The 15,150-nt window shown below is 62.9% G+C and carries 13 protein-coding genes and 5 pseudogenes; 10 read left to right on the top strand and 8 right to left on the bottom strand.

Annotation, left to right across the window (positions count from 1 at the left end; translation table 11 throughout):
• Positions 1–226: 226 nt before the first annotated feature.
• The 6 genes and pseudogenes from BVER_RS20505 (at position 227) to BVER_RS20480 (ending at position 6,352) form a co-directional block, all read left to right on the top strand.
• Positions 227–871, top strand: coding sequence for an SEN1982 family lipoprotein (locus BVER_RS20505; RefSeq protein WP_050454858.1), 645 nt, complete (start codon positions 227–229; stop codon positions 869–871).
• A gap of 44 nt (positions 872–915) precedes the next feature.
• Positions 916–1,929, top strand: coding sequence for a LacI family DNA-binding transcriptional regulator (locus tag BVER_RS20500; protein WP_050454861.1), 1,014 nt, complete (start codon positions 916–918; stop codon positions 1,927–1,929).
• 113 nt (positions 1,930–2,042) lie between these two features.
• Positions 2,043–3,829 (top strand): annotated as a pseudogene (locus tag BVER_RS20495) (IlvD/Edd family dehydratase).
• 16 nt (positions 3,830–3,845) lie between these two features.
• Complete coding sequence (gene xylB, locus BVER_RS20490) at positions 3,846–4,700, top strand: D-xylose 1-dehydrogenase (RefSeq protein ID WP_083452279.1); 855 nt, start codon at positions 3,846–3,848, stop codon at positions 4,698–4,700.
• Positions 4,700–4,933 carry a hypothetical protein gene (locus BVER_RS31760; protein WP_050454857.1) on the top strand — a complete coding sequence of 78 codons (234 nt, stop codon included), beginning with the start codon at positions 4,700–4,702 and terminating at the stop codon, positions 4,931–4,933. The genes xylB and BVER_RS31760 overlap by 1 nt, the downstream gene beginning before the upstream one ends.
• 350 nt (positions 4,934–5,283) lie before the next feature.
• A pseudogene (locus BVER_RS20480) lies at positions 5,284–6,352 on the top strand (MBL fold metallo-hydrolase).
• Positions 6,353–6,404: 52 nt separating this feature from the next.
• Here the strand turns inward: BVER_RS20480 and BVER_RS20475 are convergent.
• From BVER_RS20475 to BVER_RS20465, 3 genes and pseudogenes are all read right to left on the bottom strand, one after another.
• Entirely contained in the window at positions 6,405–6,659 is a 255-nt protein-coding gene (locus tag BVER_RS20475) for a CsbD family protein (RefSeq protein WP_050454856.1), read from the bottom strand.
• Between the two features lie 131 nt (positions 6,660–6,790).
• Positions 6,791–7,148: pseudogene (locus BVER_RS20470) on the bottom strand (response regulator).
• Positions 7,145–8,655 (bottom strand): annotated as a pseudogene (locus BVER_RS20465) (ATPase domain-containing protein). Before BVER_RS20465 ends, BVER_RS20470 begins: the two co-directional pseudogenes overlap by 4 nt.
• Positions 8,656–9,022: 367 nt before the next feature.
• Here BVER_RS20465 and BVER_RS20460 point away from each other — a divergent pair.
• Together BVER_RS20460 and BVER_RS20455 are read left to right on the top strand one after the other, a co-directional pair.
• A complete protein-coding gene (locus BVER_RS20460) occupies positions 9,023–9,289 on the top strand; it encodes a hypothetical protein (RefSeq protein ID WP_050454855.1) in 267 nt (88 codons plus the stop codon).
• Between the two features lie 96 nt (positions 9,290–9,385).
• The gene (locus BVER_RS20455) at positions 9,386–10,063 is read left to right on the top strand and encodes a DUF2968 domain-containing protein (RefSeq protein ID WP_050454854.1); all 678 of its coding nucleotides are present in this window, start codon (positions 9,386–9,388) and stop codon (positions 10,061–10,063) included.
• 13 nt (positions 10,064–10,076) lie between these two features.
• Here the strand turns inward: BVER_RS20455 and BVER_RS20450 are convergent, their stop codons facing one another.
• From BVER_RS20450 to BVER_RS20440, 3 genes are read right to left on the bottom strand one after another with little or no spacing between them, the layout of a single operon-like run.
• Complete coding sequence (locus BVER_RS20450; protein ID WP_157056153.1) at positions 10,077–10,613, bottom strand: methylated-DNA--[protein]-cysteine S-methyltransferase; 537 nt, start codon at positions 10,611–10,613, stop codon at positions 10,077–10,079.
• Between the two features lie 44 nt (positions 10,614–10,657).
• On the bottom strand, positions 10,658–10,918 hold the full coding sequence (locus BVER_RS20445; protein ID WP_050454853.1) for a hypothetical protein: 261 nt from the start codon (positions 10,916–10,918) through the stop codon (positions 10,658–10,660).
• Positions 10,911–11,669 (bottom strand): DNA/RNA non-specific endonuclease, encoded by a 759-nt coding sequence (locus BVER_RS20440; protein ID WP_050454852.1) that lies wholly within the window; start codon positions 11,667–11,669, stop codon positions 10,911–10,913. Before BVER_RS20440 ends, BVER_RS20445 begins: the two co-directional genes overlap by 8 nt.
• Positions 11,670–11,899: 230 nt before the next feature.
• Between BVER_RS20440 and BVER_RS20435 the strand changes: the two genes are divergently transcribed.
• Complete coding sequence (locus BVER_RS20435; RefSeq protein ID WP_370444270.1) at positions 11,900–12,916, top strand: alpha/beta fold hydrolase; 1,017 nt, start codon at positions 11,900–11,902, stop codon at positions 12,914–12,916.
• A gap of 1 nt (position 12,917) precedes the next feature.
• On the opposite strand, the gene BVER_RS20430 is transcribed toward BVER_RS20435, so the two are convergent.
• Positions 12,918–14,264, bottom strand: coding sequence for an MATE family efflux transporter (locus tag BVER_RS20430; RefSeq protein WP_050454859.1), 1,347 nt, complete (start codon positions 14,262–14,264; stop codon positions 12,918–12,920).
• A gap of 128 nt (positions 14,265–14,392) precedes the next feature.
• On the opposite strand from BVER_RS20430, the pseudogene BVER_RS20425 reads away from it, so the two are divergent.
• Positions 14,393–14,718 (top strand): annotated as a pseudogene (locus tag BVER_RS20425) (YnfA family protein).
• A gap of 20 nt (positions 14,719–14,738) precedes the next feature.
• Here the strand turns inward: BVER_RS20425 and BVER_RS20420 are convergent.
• Positions 14,739–15,150, bottom strand: a 412-nt coding sequence (locus BVER_RS20420; RefSeq protein WP_157056152.1) for a DUF2891 family protein, incomplete at its 5' end; no start/stop codon positions are given.

Genomic DNA, 15,150 nt, shown 5'->3' with positions numbered 1-15,150 from the left:
GACCGTGAAACGACTCCACGCCGATGATAGTGCGGATCACCCGTGTGAAAGTAGGTAATCGTCAGGCTCCTCATGCTGAAAGCAAGTGAAAGCCCCAACTCGTCGAGTTGGGGCTTTTTGCGTTTACCCGCCGAATCTCGACGCTGGAACGTCTTATGCGTGGATTCTGTCGGTAGAATGGCATCGAAAGGTTATCCCCATCACACGCCGACCCTTCGGAGCGCATATGAGAAAGAGCCTGTTGATCGCCGCCGTCAGCGTGTCGCTGCTTACCGTGGCGTGCGGCAAGAAGAACGATGCGAGCGAATCCACGCTGGGCGACGCGATATCCGCCGACATGAAAACGGCTCGCGGCCAGTTGTGTCTCAACCGTAGCGGACGCGGACCGTATGTCTTCCCGTCCGCGTACACGGACCGCGATCTCAACGAATACTCCGCCGCTGCCTTGCGCGAGCAACTCGCCGCATTGGAGAAGGCCGGGCTGATCGCGCGGGCCGCGCCGACGCCGGCTAACGCCAATGCCAAGCAGAACGGAGTCGCCTATAGCCTGACGGGCGAAGGCCAGAAGTATGCCGTCGAAACCGCGCGTCCTTCCGGCGATCCCAACGCAACCGGCGATGCCCGCGCGTGGATGATCTGCTACGCGCACGTCAAGCTCGACAAGATCGCGGGCTGGACGGAACCCGATCCCACCTTGCATCGTTCGGACGTGAAGTACACGTACAAGCTCGATGAAGTCGCGCCGTGGGTCGACGATCGCGAGATCAAGCGCGCCTTTCCCGATGTCACCGCCGCCGATCGCGAAGCCGGCGAAACCAAACTGCACGTCACGCTGGAACAGCGGCCCGACGGCTGGGCGCGCGTGGACTAACGCATGCCCGCAACAGGTCGGGAGCTTCCGGCCGCCCCGCCGCGCTGTCGGATGTCGCGCGGCTCGCGGGCGTGTCCAAGATGACTGTGTCGCGCATGCACGCCGGGCATAGCGTCGCGCTGGCCACGCGCGAGCGCGTGCAGAAGGCCATCGACGAGCTCGGCTATGTCGCGGATGCGGCGGCGGGCGCGTTATCGTCCGGGCGATCCGAATTCGTTGCGGTGCTGGTGCCGTCGCTCGCAAGCTCCAATTTCTCTGATACCGTGCGTGATACCGTGCGCGGGCTGGCCGCGTCGCTGGAGCCGCACGGTTTGCAGTTGCTGATCGGCGATACCGACTATCACCTCGATCGCGAGGAACGGCTGGTTCGCTCGATGCTGCGTCATCAGCCCCGCTGCATCGCGCTGACCGGGGCGCGCCATACCGATGCCACGCGCAACCTGCTGCGCCGCTCCGGCGTGCCCGTCGTCGAGATGTGGGACGCGCCAACGGATCCCATCGATTCCGCCGTCGGCTTTTCGAACGTCAGCGCCGCGCGCGCGATGGTGCGCTATCTCGCGGATCAGGGCTACGAGCGCATCGGCTTTCTGGGCGGTGCGAGCGAACTCGATCGACGCGGCCTCGATCGCCTGAAGGGTTTTCGTTCGCAGATGAAATCGCTCGGTCTGGACGACGCGCGCGTCATTCGTCTGGGCGATTCGCCCGTCACGATGAGCCACGGCGGCCCCGCGATGGCCGCCTTGCTCGACGCATGGCCAGACACGCAGGCCGTGATGTGCGTGGTGAGCGGCATGTCCGCGTTCGGCGCGATAATGGAAAGCCATCGCCGTGGCATGACGGTGCCGGTCGACATCGCGGTCGCGGGCTTCGGCAACTTCGAAGTGTCCGAGTATTGCACGCCGACCATCACGACCGATTCCGTCGATGCCTACGGAATCGGCCTGCGCACCGGCGCGACGTTGCTTGCTGCATTGCAGGAACGAGAAGCGGGCGCGGCGATCAGCGCGGGCAAGCGCGTGCGCGTCGCATACAAGGTCGTGGCGCGCGAGAGCGCATAATGCGCGTTGGCAAGCGTGCTACCATTGACTTGAATGTTACCGGTAACGTAAACGCAGACGAGAGCCGCATCGGCTGACAAGGCTGATGTAACGCTCCTCATGGAGACAACACCATGCCCCAACAAACACCACGCCGCCTGCGCAGCCAGGAGTGGTTCGACGATCCCTCTCATGCCGATATGACGGCGCTGTATGTCGAGCGCTTCATGAATTACGGCCTCGCACGCGAAGAATTGCAGTCGGGCCGTCCGATCATCGGCATCGCGCAGACGGGTAGCGATCTCGCGCCCTGCAATCGTCACCACATCGAACTGGCTGCGCGTACCAAGGCGGGAATTCGCGATGCAGGCGGCATTCCGATGGAGTTCCCCGTGCATCCGCTGGCGGAACAGAGCCGTCGTCCGACCGCCGCGCTCGACCGCAATCTCGCCTATCTCGGTCTCGTCGAAATCCTGCATGGTTTTCCGCTCGATGGCGTCGTGCTGACGACCGGCTGCGACAAGACCACGCCCGCGTGCCTCATGGCCGCCGCGACCGTGGATATGCCCGCCATCGTGCTGTCGGGCGGACCGATGCTCGACGGCTGGTATCAAGGCAAGCGCGTCGGCTCGGGCACGGTGATCTGGCACGCGCGCAATCTGCTCGCAGCGGGCGAGATCGATTACGAAGGCTTCATGACGCTGACGACCGCATCGTCGCCGTCCATCGGACACTGCAACACGATGGGCACCGCGCTGTCGATGAACAGCCTCGCCGAAGCGCTCGGCATGTCCTTGCCGACGTGCGCGAGCATTCCCGCCGCGTATCGCGAGCGCGGACACAGATGGCATATGCCACGGGCAAGCGCATCGTCGATATGGTGCGCGAGAATCTGAAGCCGTCGAAGATCATGACGCGCGATGCGTTCATCAACGCGATCGTGGTGGCGTCGGCGCTCGGTGCATCGACGAATTGTCCGCCGCATTTGATCGCGATTGCGCGGCATATGGGCATCGAATTGAGTCTCGACGACTGGCAGCAGCATGGCGAGCAAGTGCCGCTGATCGTGAACTGCATGCCTGCGGGCGAATATCTCGGCGAGAGTTTTCATCGCTCGGGCGGCGTGCCCGCAGTGATGCGTCAACTCGATGACGCGAAGATGCTGCGTCGCGATTGTCTGTCGGTATCGGGCCGCACCGTCGGCGAGATCGCGGACGATGCACCCGCCGCTGACAACGACGTCATTCGCACGGCAGCCGATCCGATGAAACACGGCGCGGGCTTCATGGTGTTGTCGGGCAATTTCTTCGATAGCGCGATCATGAAGATGTCGGTCGTCGGCGACGCCTTTAGAAAGACTTATCTGAGCGATCCGGGCAAGGAGAACATGTTCGAAGCGCGCGCCATCGTCTTCGATGGACCCGAGGACTATCACAAGCGTATCAACGATCCCGCGCTCGAAATCGACGAGCATTGCATTCTCGTGATTCGCGGTTGCGGCACCGTGGGTTATCCGGGCAGCGCAGAGGTGGTGAACATGGCGCCGCCTGCCGAACTCATCAAGCAGGGTATCGATTCCTTGCCGTGCATGGGCGATGGGCGTCAAAGCGGAACATCGGCGAGTCCGTCGATTCTCAACATGTCGCCGGAAGCGGCGGTCGGCGGCGGTCTCGCGCTGCTGCGCACGGGCGATACGGTTCGCGTCGATCTGAACGTGCGCTCGGTGAACGTGCTGCTCGACGAAGCGGAACTTGAGAGCCGTCGCAAGGATTCGGCCTTTGCCGCGCCGCCCGCGCAAACGCCCTGGCAGGAGTTGTATCGGCAGACGGTGGGACAGTTGTCGACGGGCGGATGCCTCGAGCCCGCGACGCTGTACATGAAGGTGATCGAAACGCGCGGCAATCCGCGTCATTCGCATTGAGCCGGAGGACGAGATCATGAGTTATGCGAACTATCCGAGCCTTGTGGACAAACGCGTCGTCGTGACGGGCGGCGGCAGCGGAATCGGCGCGGCGATCACCGAAGCGTTCGTGAAGCAGGGCGCGCGCGTGTCGTTCATCGATGTCGCCGAAGCCGATTCGCGGCAACTCGAACAGACGCTTGCCAATGAGAAGCATGCGCCGACGTTCTATCGCTGCGATCTGCGCGATGTGACGCAAATCGAAAGCACTTTCGACGATATCGCGAATGCGGCCGGTGGCATCGATGTGCTCGTGAACAACGCGGCGAATGACGATCGTCATCAATGGGACACGGCCAGTGCCGCGTATTGGGACGATTGCATGGCGGTGAATCTGCGGCATCAGTTTTTCTGCGCGCAAGCGGCGGCCAAACGCATGCGCGCGCAGAAGAAGGGCGCCATCGTCAACATGGGTTCGATCTCCTGGCATCTCGCGATTGCCGATCTCACCATCTACATGACGGCGAAGGCGGGCATCGAAGGGCTCACGCATGGTCTCGCGCGCGAACTCGGCGAGCACGGCATTCGCGTGAACACGGTGATTCCCGGCGCGGTGCGCACGCCGCGTCAGATGAAGCTGTGGCAGTCGCCTGAAACGGAGGCCGCGCTTGTTGCGCAGCAGTGTCTGCACGAGCGCATCGAGCCGGAACATATCGCGCGCATGGTGTTGTTTCTCGCATCGGACGATGCGGCGCGCTGCACGGCGCGCGAGTATTTCGTCGACGCGGGGGCTGGTTCGGCACGTAACGCGCGCACATGCGCGCGTTACGTTACGCGCTCAGACGCGCGCGGCGACGGCCGTGCGACCGGCACCGTGCCGGTTTCGATGTAATGCTGCACCGACTCGGCGGCGTCATCGTAACCGCGCTCATCGAGCCAATGCCATACGGCGGCGAGAAACAGTCCCAGGCCCGCATGACCGCAATGCGCGATCATTTCGGCGACGCCTTCCGCCAGGGCTTCGTCGCGTCCCTCCTGGCGCAACGCACTCGCGACGTGCGATGCGATGCGCTGCGCGACACGAGCATGGCGTGCAGTTGCGGATTGAAGGCGCGCGCTGCATGACTCCGGTGCCTGCTGCCCATTTTGAAACCCCGTGTTGTTCTGACGCGCGACTCGCGTGATTTGGCATTTCGCCGCGCTATCGTTGGTTATTCGTATGCTGATTTTTGTGCAACGGGTTTGGGTACGCAAGAAGCGGGCCGATTCGTATGAGAAACGGCGAACGCCTTACCGAGCAGCGGCACGACATGTTTCGAAGCATGACGACGTGCGTGTGAATCGTCGAAACAATGGCTAGTTTCTACATTCCGTACAATCGGACGCACACGTTTCGCGAACTCAAACGACAATCGTTCAGCCAACTACTCATGCGCCGTTTCCGCCCTCTTTCCGCGCTTGTCACATTCGCTTTGCTGACAGGCTGTTCGCACGGCGATGCCGCGCGTCCCGAAGAACCGGCCGCGTCCGGTAATCCGCAGCCGCTGCATCACGCGCGGCGGACGTCGTCCGGCGTGTTCGAGAACAACTACAACAATCTGCCGCGCGCATCGCTGCTGAAATGGCGGTGGGAACGCTGGAAACAGGGCTTGCCGAAGCCGCCCGCGAACGGCTATCGCTTTCCGATGGCGCATCCGGATATCGCGTGGCTCAAGGCCAATCGCAGCGTCAACACGTTGACGTGGATCGGTCATGCAAGCGCGCTTTTGCAGATCAACGGCGTCAACATCCTGTGCGATCCGATGTTCTCCGATCGCGCGTCGTCCGTGTCGTTCGCGGGGCCCGAGCGGAAGGTGCCGCCCGGTCTCAAGCTTGATGAATTGCCGCATATCGATCTCGTGCTGATCTCGCACAGTCATTACGATCATCTCGACAAACCCAGCGTCGAAGCGCTCAACGCGCAGGCGGGCGGTCCGCCGCGCTTTCTCGTGCCGCTCGGCATCAAGTCGTGGATGAAGGATGTCGGCATCGACAATGTCGAAGAACTCGACTGGAGCGACGAAACCAAAGTCGCGGGACTCGATTTCTGGTTCGTGCCGAGTCAGCACTGGTCGGCGCGCACGCCGTTCGATCGGTCGGGAAACGTTATGGGGCGGCTGGGTCGTCAAAACGCCTGCGGGCGCGGCGCATCCGTACTCGTTCTACTTTGCGGGCGACACGGGCTATTCGCCGGATTTCCGCGATATCGGCGCGCGGTTCGGCGGCTTCGATCTCGCGTTGATTCCGATCGGTGCGTATGCGCCGCGCTGGTTCATGCATGCGCAGCACGTCGATCCGCAAGAAGCAGTGCAAATTTTCAAGGACGTGCATGCAAGGAAGGCGATCGGCATCCACTGGGGCGTCTTCGAACTCGCCGACGATCCGCTCGACGAGCCGCCGCGCCTGCTTGCGGAAGCGGTGCATCAAGCCGGCCTGCCGCCAGATGCCTTCACTGTGCTCGAACACGGACAGATGATCCGGCTCGATACGCCCGCGTCCAACTAAAAAAACCGGTGCAGGCTTCGCACCGGTTTTTCAGTCATGCACGCGGCTCGTCTCAACGATCGCGATTCCACAACGCGCCGAGCACAAAGCCGACCGCCGCCGCGATCAGCACGCCCTGAATCGGCTGGCTCGCGACCGCGAGACGCACGTTGTCGACGGTCTGCCCATAGCTCTGCTGCAGATTGCCGAATGCCTGACGCGCCTTGCCTTCGGCCTGAATCGATTCGTCGCCGGTCAATGCGCCGACCGCATCCTGCACCTTGCCGACGACCTGTTGTGCTGCGCCTTCCACTTGATCGTGCACCATGATTCCTCCCGTCTGGTTGATCCCGCATGAGGTTCGAGCGATCGCCCGCGCGCGACATTGTTAGCCGCTATCGGGGCAATACGGAGATGCACATCGAAGCACGGTTCATGCCCAGCATCGCGATGTATTCGTCAGGCGGGACCGATCAGTTGCTGCACGGAATCGATCAGATCGTCGATGGACACCGGCTTGCGATGAAAGCGCGCGTTCGGATGCTCGAGCGGCGGGCGGCTTGGCGGCGGCGCTCATCAGGATGACGGGAATCTCGCCGAGCGTGTCGCTGGCGGCCAGCGCGGCGATCAGCTCGACGCCGTCCATGTGCGGCATCATCCAGTCGGTGATGACCAGGTCGGGCGCGTTGGACCGGGCGGCATCGAGCGCAACGCGCCCGTTCGCGGCGGTCGCGACCTCGTAGCCCTCCATTTCGAGCACGAGGCGCCAGGTTGTCAGAATGTCGAATTCATCGTCGACGACGAGGATTTTTTTCATGCTCGCGCGCCGGGGTCCGACACAGAGAGCGCCGGCGCGAGCGTCGGATGGCCCGACAGCAGCCCCGTCGGGCCGATAAAACCTTCGCTGATATGCAGGCCGCGCGAGTCGATCGTGAGCCTGCGGATCGCGGAATCGTGCATGCCTTCGCGCTGCTTCACGGACCGACAGCATCCGATACAGCGCCGAATTCGCTTCCACGTAACGCAGCAGCACGATGTTTTCGGTCATCGCCGAGGCGCGCAGCGTGGAAGGCTGAACGGCTTCGCCATAGAGCGGCAATTCTTCGGTGAGGATGGTCGTCACGCCCGCATCGCGCAGACGGTGCGACAGCGCGTTCAGAAAGATGCCGATACGTTCCGCGCGGCTCGCCGATTGCCGGAAACCGTCGATACCGTCCACCACCAGCCGCGTCGCGTTGGTGCGCTCGACGCGCTCCAGCAGCTCGACCGCGAGTTCGTCGATCGCCAGTTAGACGGCCGGATGCCAGTCGATCGTCAGACGGCCGTCCTTCAGCGCATCGCGCAGATCGATGCCGACCGATTCCGCTTTCGCCATCAACCGTTCAGGCGATTCGTAGAGACCGAAGTACAGGCACTTCTCGTTGCGCTCGATTCCCGCTTGCAGAAACTTCAATTCGAGCAGCGTCTTGCCGACGCCCGACGGTCCGATGAGCGTGGTTGTCGAGCCGCGCACGACGCCGCCGCCCAGCATCTGATCGAAATCGGGGAAGCCAAACGGCAGGCGGCTCTTGAAGTCCGGCACCGAGCGCGCATCCGCGGTCGATGCCTCGATGCGCGAATACGTCACTAGCCCGTCGCCGGTGATTTTGAAGAAGTGCTTGCCGAGCAGATGATCGCGCGCGCAGTTTGTGCACTTCGATTTCGCGCGACCGCCGCATGCCGCTGTTGAAGCGATTCAGTTCGACGAGTCCGTCGACCAGCGTGTGTTCGGGATGCGGTTCGTTGCCCGAGAGCGGCGCGAGAATCAGCGTCGTGCATCGCGCGGCGCTGACGAACGCCGACAGTTCGTGGATGAACTGCGACAGTTCGAGCTCCGTCGAACTGAATTCGCGCGCGCTGCGAAAACCGTCGATCACCATGAAACGCGGCCGGCTCGACTTGATGGTAGCGGCGATCAACGCGAGGAATCCGGACAGGCCGTCGCGTATCAGCTCGTGATAGCCCGAGACGAACAACATGCGATCGGAGATGGCGTCGGCATCGTAAAACGACAGGCCGCGCAGATGCGAAAGCAGCTTCGTGTGCGATTCGGCGATTAGCGTCATGTACAGCACGCGATCGCCCTGCGCCACGCGATGAAAGCCGATCTGCGAGGACAGAATCGTCTTGCCCGCGCCCGCCATGCCTTCGATCAGATACAGACCGCCTTCGACGAGACCGCCGCCCAGAATGCTGTCCAGTCCAGGCACGCCGGTCGTGATATTGCCGTCGTTCACGGAGGAGGGCCGGGCTGCGTCGTGCGGAAGCGTGTCTTCTTGAGTCATGGCGTTTTCGTTTTTACCTGGGCAGGCCGGCTTTTGGCGAACGCGAATTATCGCTGACTAAAGGCAAGAGGTGGGCAACCGTGGTGTGCGCCCAGCCGGCGATCCAGCGTTGTATCGGCTTGCGGTCGGTGCAGTCGGTTGTCGCGATCGACCCCGAATGATCGGAAGTAGCATTTTTCACTCCCGCTCCGTACGAAAATTCCCAATGCGGCGTTTCGGCACGTTCGGGCGGTTTTTGAGACGTTTCTCATGGGCTGCGCGATAAATGCCTGCTGGAATAACGAACCATGTCGTACACGGACGCCGGCTCGATCTTTTGAACGTCGTCTCCCGGCCTCGCGCCAACTTTTGACTGATCGTTCCTGCCATGTATCGTTCGTTCGCTGCTTCGTTTGCTGTTTGTCTCGTTCCGCTGTCGGCCGCGTTGGCCACGCCCGCGCACGCCGCCGACTCTCTTCCCGATCCGCATATTCTGTCGGCCGCGCCGTTCGAGTTTCAGGCCGATCGCGAGATTTTCTCGCGCATGTCCACTGTACCGTCCGATTCGCGGATTTTTTCGCCACGTCGCGCGAAACCGCAGATGACCAACGCCGAATATTCGCAAGTGCGCGTGGAGAATCGCACGCGTCTGTAAATCGCGCGCGACGGCTGCGCGAATAACTGGAATTAGCCGATTTCCCTGCGCATAATCAGATACGAACAAATAAATTCAATTCTGTGGGAAATCGCAATGAAACCATCGGTAATTGCGAAAATCGCGCTGACGAGTCTGGTGATGCTGCCGGTTTCATCGGCGGTCATGGCGGCGGGCGGGGCATCGGACACGTCCGCGGCTTACCCGGACAAGCTGTCCATCGACTTGCCGGGCGATTCCAACGCGGTCAACGGCGATATCGCCGAACTGCAAAGTCTGCTGCGCGACGGGAAAGTCACCGAATTGCGCAAATCGTTCAACGGGAGTTATGGCGCGAGTCTCTCGTTTTATCCAGACAGCATGATTTATTACGTCGCGCTGTTTCAACAAAGCAAATACTGGCGCGTATTCAAAACACAAAACGATGCGCGTGCCGATTCGGTCTATGCGGATTTCGTGAAATCGTCCATATCGCTCGCCGATACGGAAATTCGCCGCATCAAGCTCGAAGCGGAAAAGGCGTATGCGGACAAGCTGATCGCCGCGCAGCAGGATCGCGCCAATCGCCTGCAAGCCGATCTCGATATTTCGCGTCAGCAGCAAAGTCAGGTGACGAGTTATCAGATCGAGCAGCAGGAAGCGGTGCGCTCGCTGCGCACCGAGCAGGCGGCCGCGCAGGCGCAATTGCGGGCGCTTCAGCAGCGCGTGCAGGAACTGCAGAAGCAGTCGGACGGCGATCTGCCCACGCCGGTCAAGGCGCCGGGCAGTCCGTAAGAGTCGAGAGGAATCAGAATAGCGCCAGTTGCTCGCGTCCCTTGCCGCCTTCGAGCGTAAGCAAATGCCGTTTGCGATCGACGCCGCCCGCGTAGCCCGTCAGTTCGCCGTTGCCGCCGATCACCCGGTGACACGGCACGATGATCGCCACCGGATTGCGCCCGTTCGCGCCGCCCACCGCGCGCGATGCGCCCGGCGGCAAACCGAGCCTGCGCGCGAGATCGCCGTACGTCCACGCTTCGCCGAACGGAATCTGCCGCAACTGATCCCAGACTTGCCGCTGAAACGGCGTGCCGCCGAGATTCAGCGCGATCGAAAAGGTCTGCCGCGCGCCGGCGAAATATTCGTCGACCTCGTCGCGCGCCTGCCCGATCACACGCGACACGGCGCGCGAATCGGACAGCGCGGGCTCCGCGATGCCTTTCGGATAATGCTTCTGGCCGACGAAATACAGCCCGGTGAGGGCGTCGTTTTCGGCGCGATACAGGATAGGCCCGAGCGGACTCGGGGCAACATGGCATTCGATCACTTCGCTTCTCCGCGCGGCCATCCGTGCGACGACCGCCTCTCAGAAGCATGATTGTAAAACGCGCTTCAAATGAACGGATTGTCCGTCTTGCCCGTCGGCGCGGCGGGTTCGTCCGGCAGTTTGGCGGGCAGCGACGGCTCTTTCTGCAAGGCATCGACGATGGCGTTCACGGCTTTTTGCAGCGCCAGCGCATTGGCGAGCCCGGCCTGATCGCGCGCGATGCCCAGATCGCCGCTGATCGTCACGCGCGTCTTGCCGTTAGCGATATTCAACGCATCGCCGGCGATATTGAGCACGTCGTTATCGTTCGCAAAGGGTTTAAACACCGTTCAATCCTCCGATTCGTTTGTCTTTCAGCGCGTCCGGAATGCCGGGGAACGCCAGTCCGCTCATGGCTTCCAGTTCGTGCACGGTCTTCATCGAGTAAGTGTTGGTCGGCGTATTGTCGATCACCACGGCGAAGGCAATCTGCCGCTGCGGCAAATAGACGACCTTGTAGATTTGCGTCGGCACGAATACGCGCGATTCGCCGATCGTCTGCAATTGCCGACCCGCGAACAGCGGCCCGGTGACGACATAAGCTTCGCCCGATTCTTCCACGAGCCGCCGCACCGCCTGTTCGATACGCGACCAGATGCGCCGGTTGTTCGACGGATCCTGCGGCACGATATTCGCGAGCGAAAACGATTCCGCCATGCCGCGCTTGCTCCAGCGATCGCCAGCCGGACTCATGTGGCCGCGATCGTAGCCGCTGTTCTTGTAGTCCGAGAGTTGCGCGCTGTCGCCGGGCGGCAGCCGCTTCTCGATGAAAAAGCGATTGGTCCGCGTATTGTCCTTTGCATCCTCGACGCTCTGCGCGGTCAGATGCTCGGCCGACCATAGCGGCCCGTGCGTGACGCCCGAATGCAGCAGCGCGTAATCCGAATAGCAGAGTTGCTGGGTGTCGGCGCGCATCTTCGGATTGGTGACGACGGGCGCGCGTCCGTTGGGGCTGAATTGCGGGCAATCGCTCGCCCACGCGCTCACGCATGTCGCGGCGAGCAGGGTGACGACGAGTGCCTTGATACGTTTTTGCATGCTTGTAGATGTCTCGGGCTTGAAGCGTGGTGCGTGTTATGTGCGATGACGAATCGGGCGGGGAAGTATAAGGGCATCGCCGTGTCGGCGGCGCTAAACGCGCATGTAGTGCGGGTGCGCTAGAATCGCCCGGGCCTCGTCTATCTTCAAATTCAATCGATATGAATCCAGCGCAACGCCGCCCGTCCATCGTTCGATCCTTGTTGCTCGCCGTCGCGTCGTGTCTCGCGATGTCCTTTGCCTCTCACGCCAGCGCCGACGACAAACCCGCCAGCGCGCCCGCCGTCAGCGACGACGGCCCGGCCTACGGTCCCGAGTTGCAGGACTTCGACTATCCGTATCCGGTGGCGCGCTTCGCGTTCACGTCGCAGAAGCAGGTCGTGCGGACGGCCTATCTCGACGTGCATCCCGCGCATCCGAACGGCCGCACGGCGGTGCTGTTGCACGGGAAGAATTTTTGCGCGGCGACCTGGAAGCAGACCATCGACACGCTCAGCGACGCGGGCTATCGCGTCGTCGCGCCGGATCAGATCGGCTTCTGCAAGTCGACCAAGCCGCAGCGTTATCAGTACAGCTTCCAGCAACTCGCGCGCAATACGCACGCGCTGTTGCAGGCGCTCGGCGTGCCGCAGGCGACCGTCATCGGGCATTCGACCGGCGGCATGCTCGCGGTGCGTTACGCGCTGATGTATCCGCGCGAGACGGAGCAACTGGTGCTGGTGAATCCAATCGGACTCGAGGACTGGAAGGCGAAGGGCGTGCCTTCGGTGTCCATCGACGACTGGTACGCGCGCGAGTTGAAGACCAGCGCCGACGGCATTCGCCGCTACGAACAGAACACGTATTACGCGGGCCACTGGCGCGACGATTACGAGCCGTGGGTGCGGATGCTGGCGGGCATGTATCGCGGGCCGGGGAAGGATATCGTCGCGTGGAATTCGGCGTTGCTGTACGACATGATTTACACGCAACCCGTCGTCTACGAATTCGGCCAGATCAAGACGCCGACGCTGCTGCTGATCGGCGACAAGGACACGACGGCCATCGGCAAGGAATTCGCGCCGCCCGAGATTCGTCCGACGCTCGGCCGATATTCGGAACTGGCGAAGCTGACGCAGCAGCGTATCGCGGGCTCGAAGCTGGTGGAGTTTCCGGACCTCGGCCATGCGCCGCAGATGCAGGATCCGGCGGCGTTTCATCGGGCGTTGCTCGAAGGCATGGCGGAACTGAAACGCGGGCCGGATTAACTCACGCACACGACGCCCGCTCGATCCGCGGCAAGCGAATCAGCAACATCACACCGCGCGCCAGCATCCAGATCGTGAGCGCGAGCCAGAGTCCGTGATTCCCGAGCGGACCGGCGAGCGCCCACATCGCGAGCGCGAAGACGATCAGGCAGAGCACCATCGTCTGCATCAGTTCGCGGGTGCGCGTCGCGCCAATATACACGCTGTCGAGCTGAAAGCCCAGCACGGCGGCGAGCGGCTCGATCGCCGCCCACGGCAGAAAGCGCAGCGCCGCTTCGCGCACGATCGCCTGATCCGTCAGCATCGCGATGATCCGTTCGCCCGCGATCCAGTACACGAGCGAAAACCCAGCCGCGCCGATCACCGACCACAGCATCGTCACCTTCACCGCCTGACGGAACGCGATGCGATCGCGCGCGCCGGTCGCCGCGCCGACGAGTGCTTCGGCCGCGTGCGCGAAGCCGTCGAGCCCGAAAGCCATGAAGGTCTGGAAGTTCAGCAGCAGCGCGTTGGCGGCGAGGATTGCATCGCCCTGACGCGCGCCCATGTGCGTGAACCACGCGAACGAGCCGAGCAGACAGAGCGTGCGAATGAAGATGTCGCGATTGATCGCGATCAGCCGCTTCAACGCGTGCGTATCGAGCAGCGTGCGCAGGCCGATCGGCGGAAGACCGTGCGGACGCAGCCGCCACATGATCGCGATGCCGAGCGCGAAGCCGCAGAAATCGGCGAATGCCGTTGCCGCGCCGATCCCCGAAATGCCCCAGCCGAAGCGATACACGAACAGCAGCACCGCGACGATATTCACCGCGTTGATGAACACCTGCGTGACGAGCGCGAGCCGCACGCGCTGACATCCCAGCAGATAGCCGAGCACGACGTAATTGCCGAGCGCGAACGGCGCGGCCCAGATGCGCGCGTGACAGTAGGCGCTCGCCGTATCGTTGACGGCCGCGCTGCCGCCGAATATCGACAGCGCATAGACGATGATCGGCACTTGCAGCACGAGCACCGCGAGGCCGATGCCGAGCGCCAGCATCAGCGCACGCAGCACGCTCGCGCGCAGGGCGTGGTCGTCGCGCGCGCCGTACGCCTGCGCGACGAGTCCGGTCGTGCCCATGCGCAGAAAGCCGAAACTCCAGAACACGAAGCTGAACACCAGTCCGCCGAGCGCGACGCCGCCGAGAAATTGCGGACCGTCGAGATGACCGGCGACGGCGGTATCGACCGCGCCGAGAATCGGCTGGGTGAGATTGGCGAGAACGATGGGAAACGCGAGCGTCAGCACGCGCCGATGCCAATGCACGGGCACGGCGGCTTGCTGCGGCGAGTCGTGGTCGTCGTCGATATGTTTTTGTGGGGCGCTCAAGGATAGTTCCGATCGGCGAACGCGCCATTGTCCGGAGCGCGGACTTTTGACGCAAGCATGCGCGCGAGCATCGATAATCGTCGGCGATGCCGTTATTCGCCCTTTCCATGAAAACATTGCTGCTTTACATCGTCACGGCAGTCGCCGAAATCGCGGGCTGCTACTTTCCCTATCGATGGCTGAAGGAGGGCGCGTCGGCGTGGCTGTTGCTGCCGGGCGCGCTGTCGCTCGCGCTGTTCGCGTGGCTGCTGACCTGACCTTGCACGACACGGCGGCGGGGCGCATCTACGCGGCTTACGGCGGCGTGTATATCGGCGTGGCGATCGTGTGGCTGTGGGCCGTGGATCGCATCCGGCCGACGGCCTGGGACGTGGCGGGCGCGGCCATCGCGCTGATCGGGATGAGCGTGATCGCGTTCCAGCCGCGCGTCTGAGGTCCGCCGCGCCTTACGCCTCAAGCCTCAAGCGCGAGCAGCGCGAAGGTCGCGAGCCAGTGCTCGCCCATGTAATCGCCCGCCACATGCGCGATGCCCGACGCCAGATGCTCGTCCGCGCTCGCCGTCAACACGCCGATGCGCGCATCGCCCGTCGGCAGCGCCCGCGCGATCGTGCGCTGACACCACGCGCGGCTCAGGTTCAGGCCGTCAAGATGCGCGAGCTTGCCGTCGCTGCGATCGGTGACGGTCGCGGGCACGAACAGCGTCGCCGGCTCGCGCTGGGCGAGGCGCGGCAGAAAGCGATCGAGCCAGCCGACGAACGCATCGCCCGGCAGAACATGGCGCATCAAAACCGCTTCCATCAGCGACGGCGACAAAAACTCGTCGCCCGCCGGCTCCCACGCCTGACAAGCTTCGTCGTCGCGGAAC

The organism is Candidatus Burkholderia verschuerenii, from assembly GCF_001189365.1.
Classification (GTDB): Bacteria; Pseudomonadota; Gammaproteobacteria; order Burkholderiales; family Burkholderiaceae; genus Caballeronia; species Caballeronia verschuerenii.
Note: the sequence above shows the minus strand (reverse complement) of the source record. Positions and strands in the feature narration are given on the sequence as shown.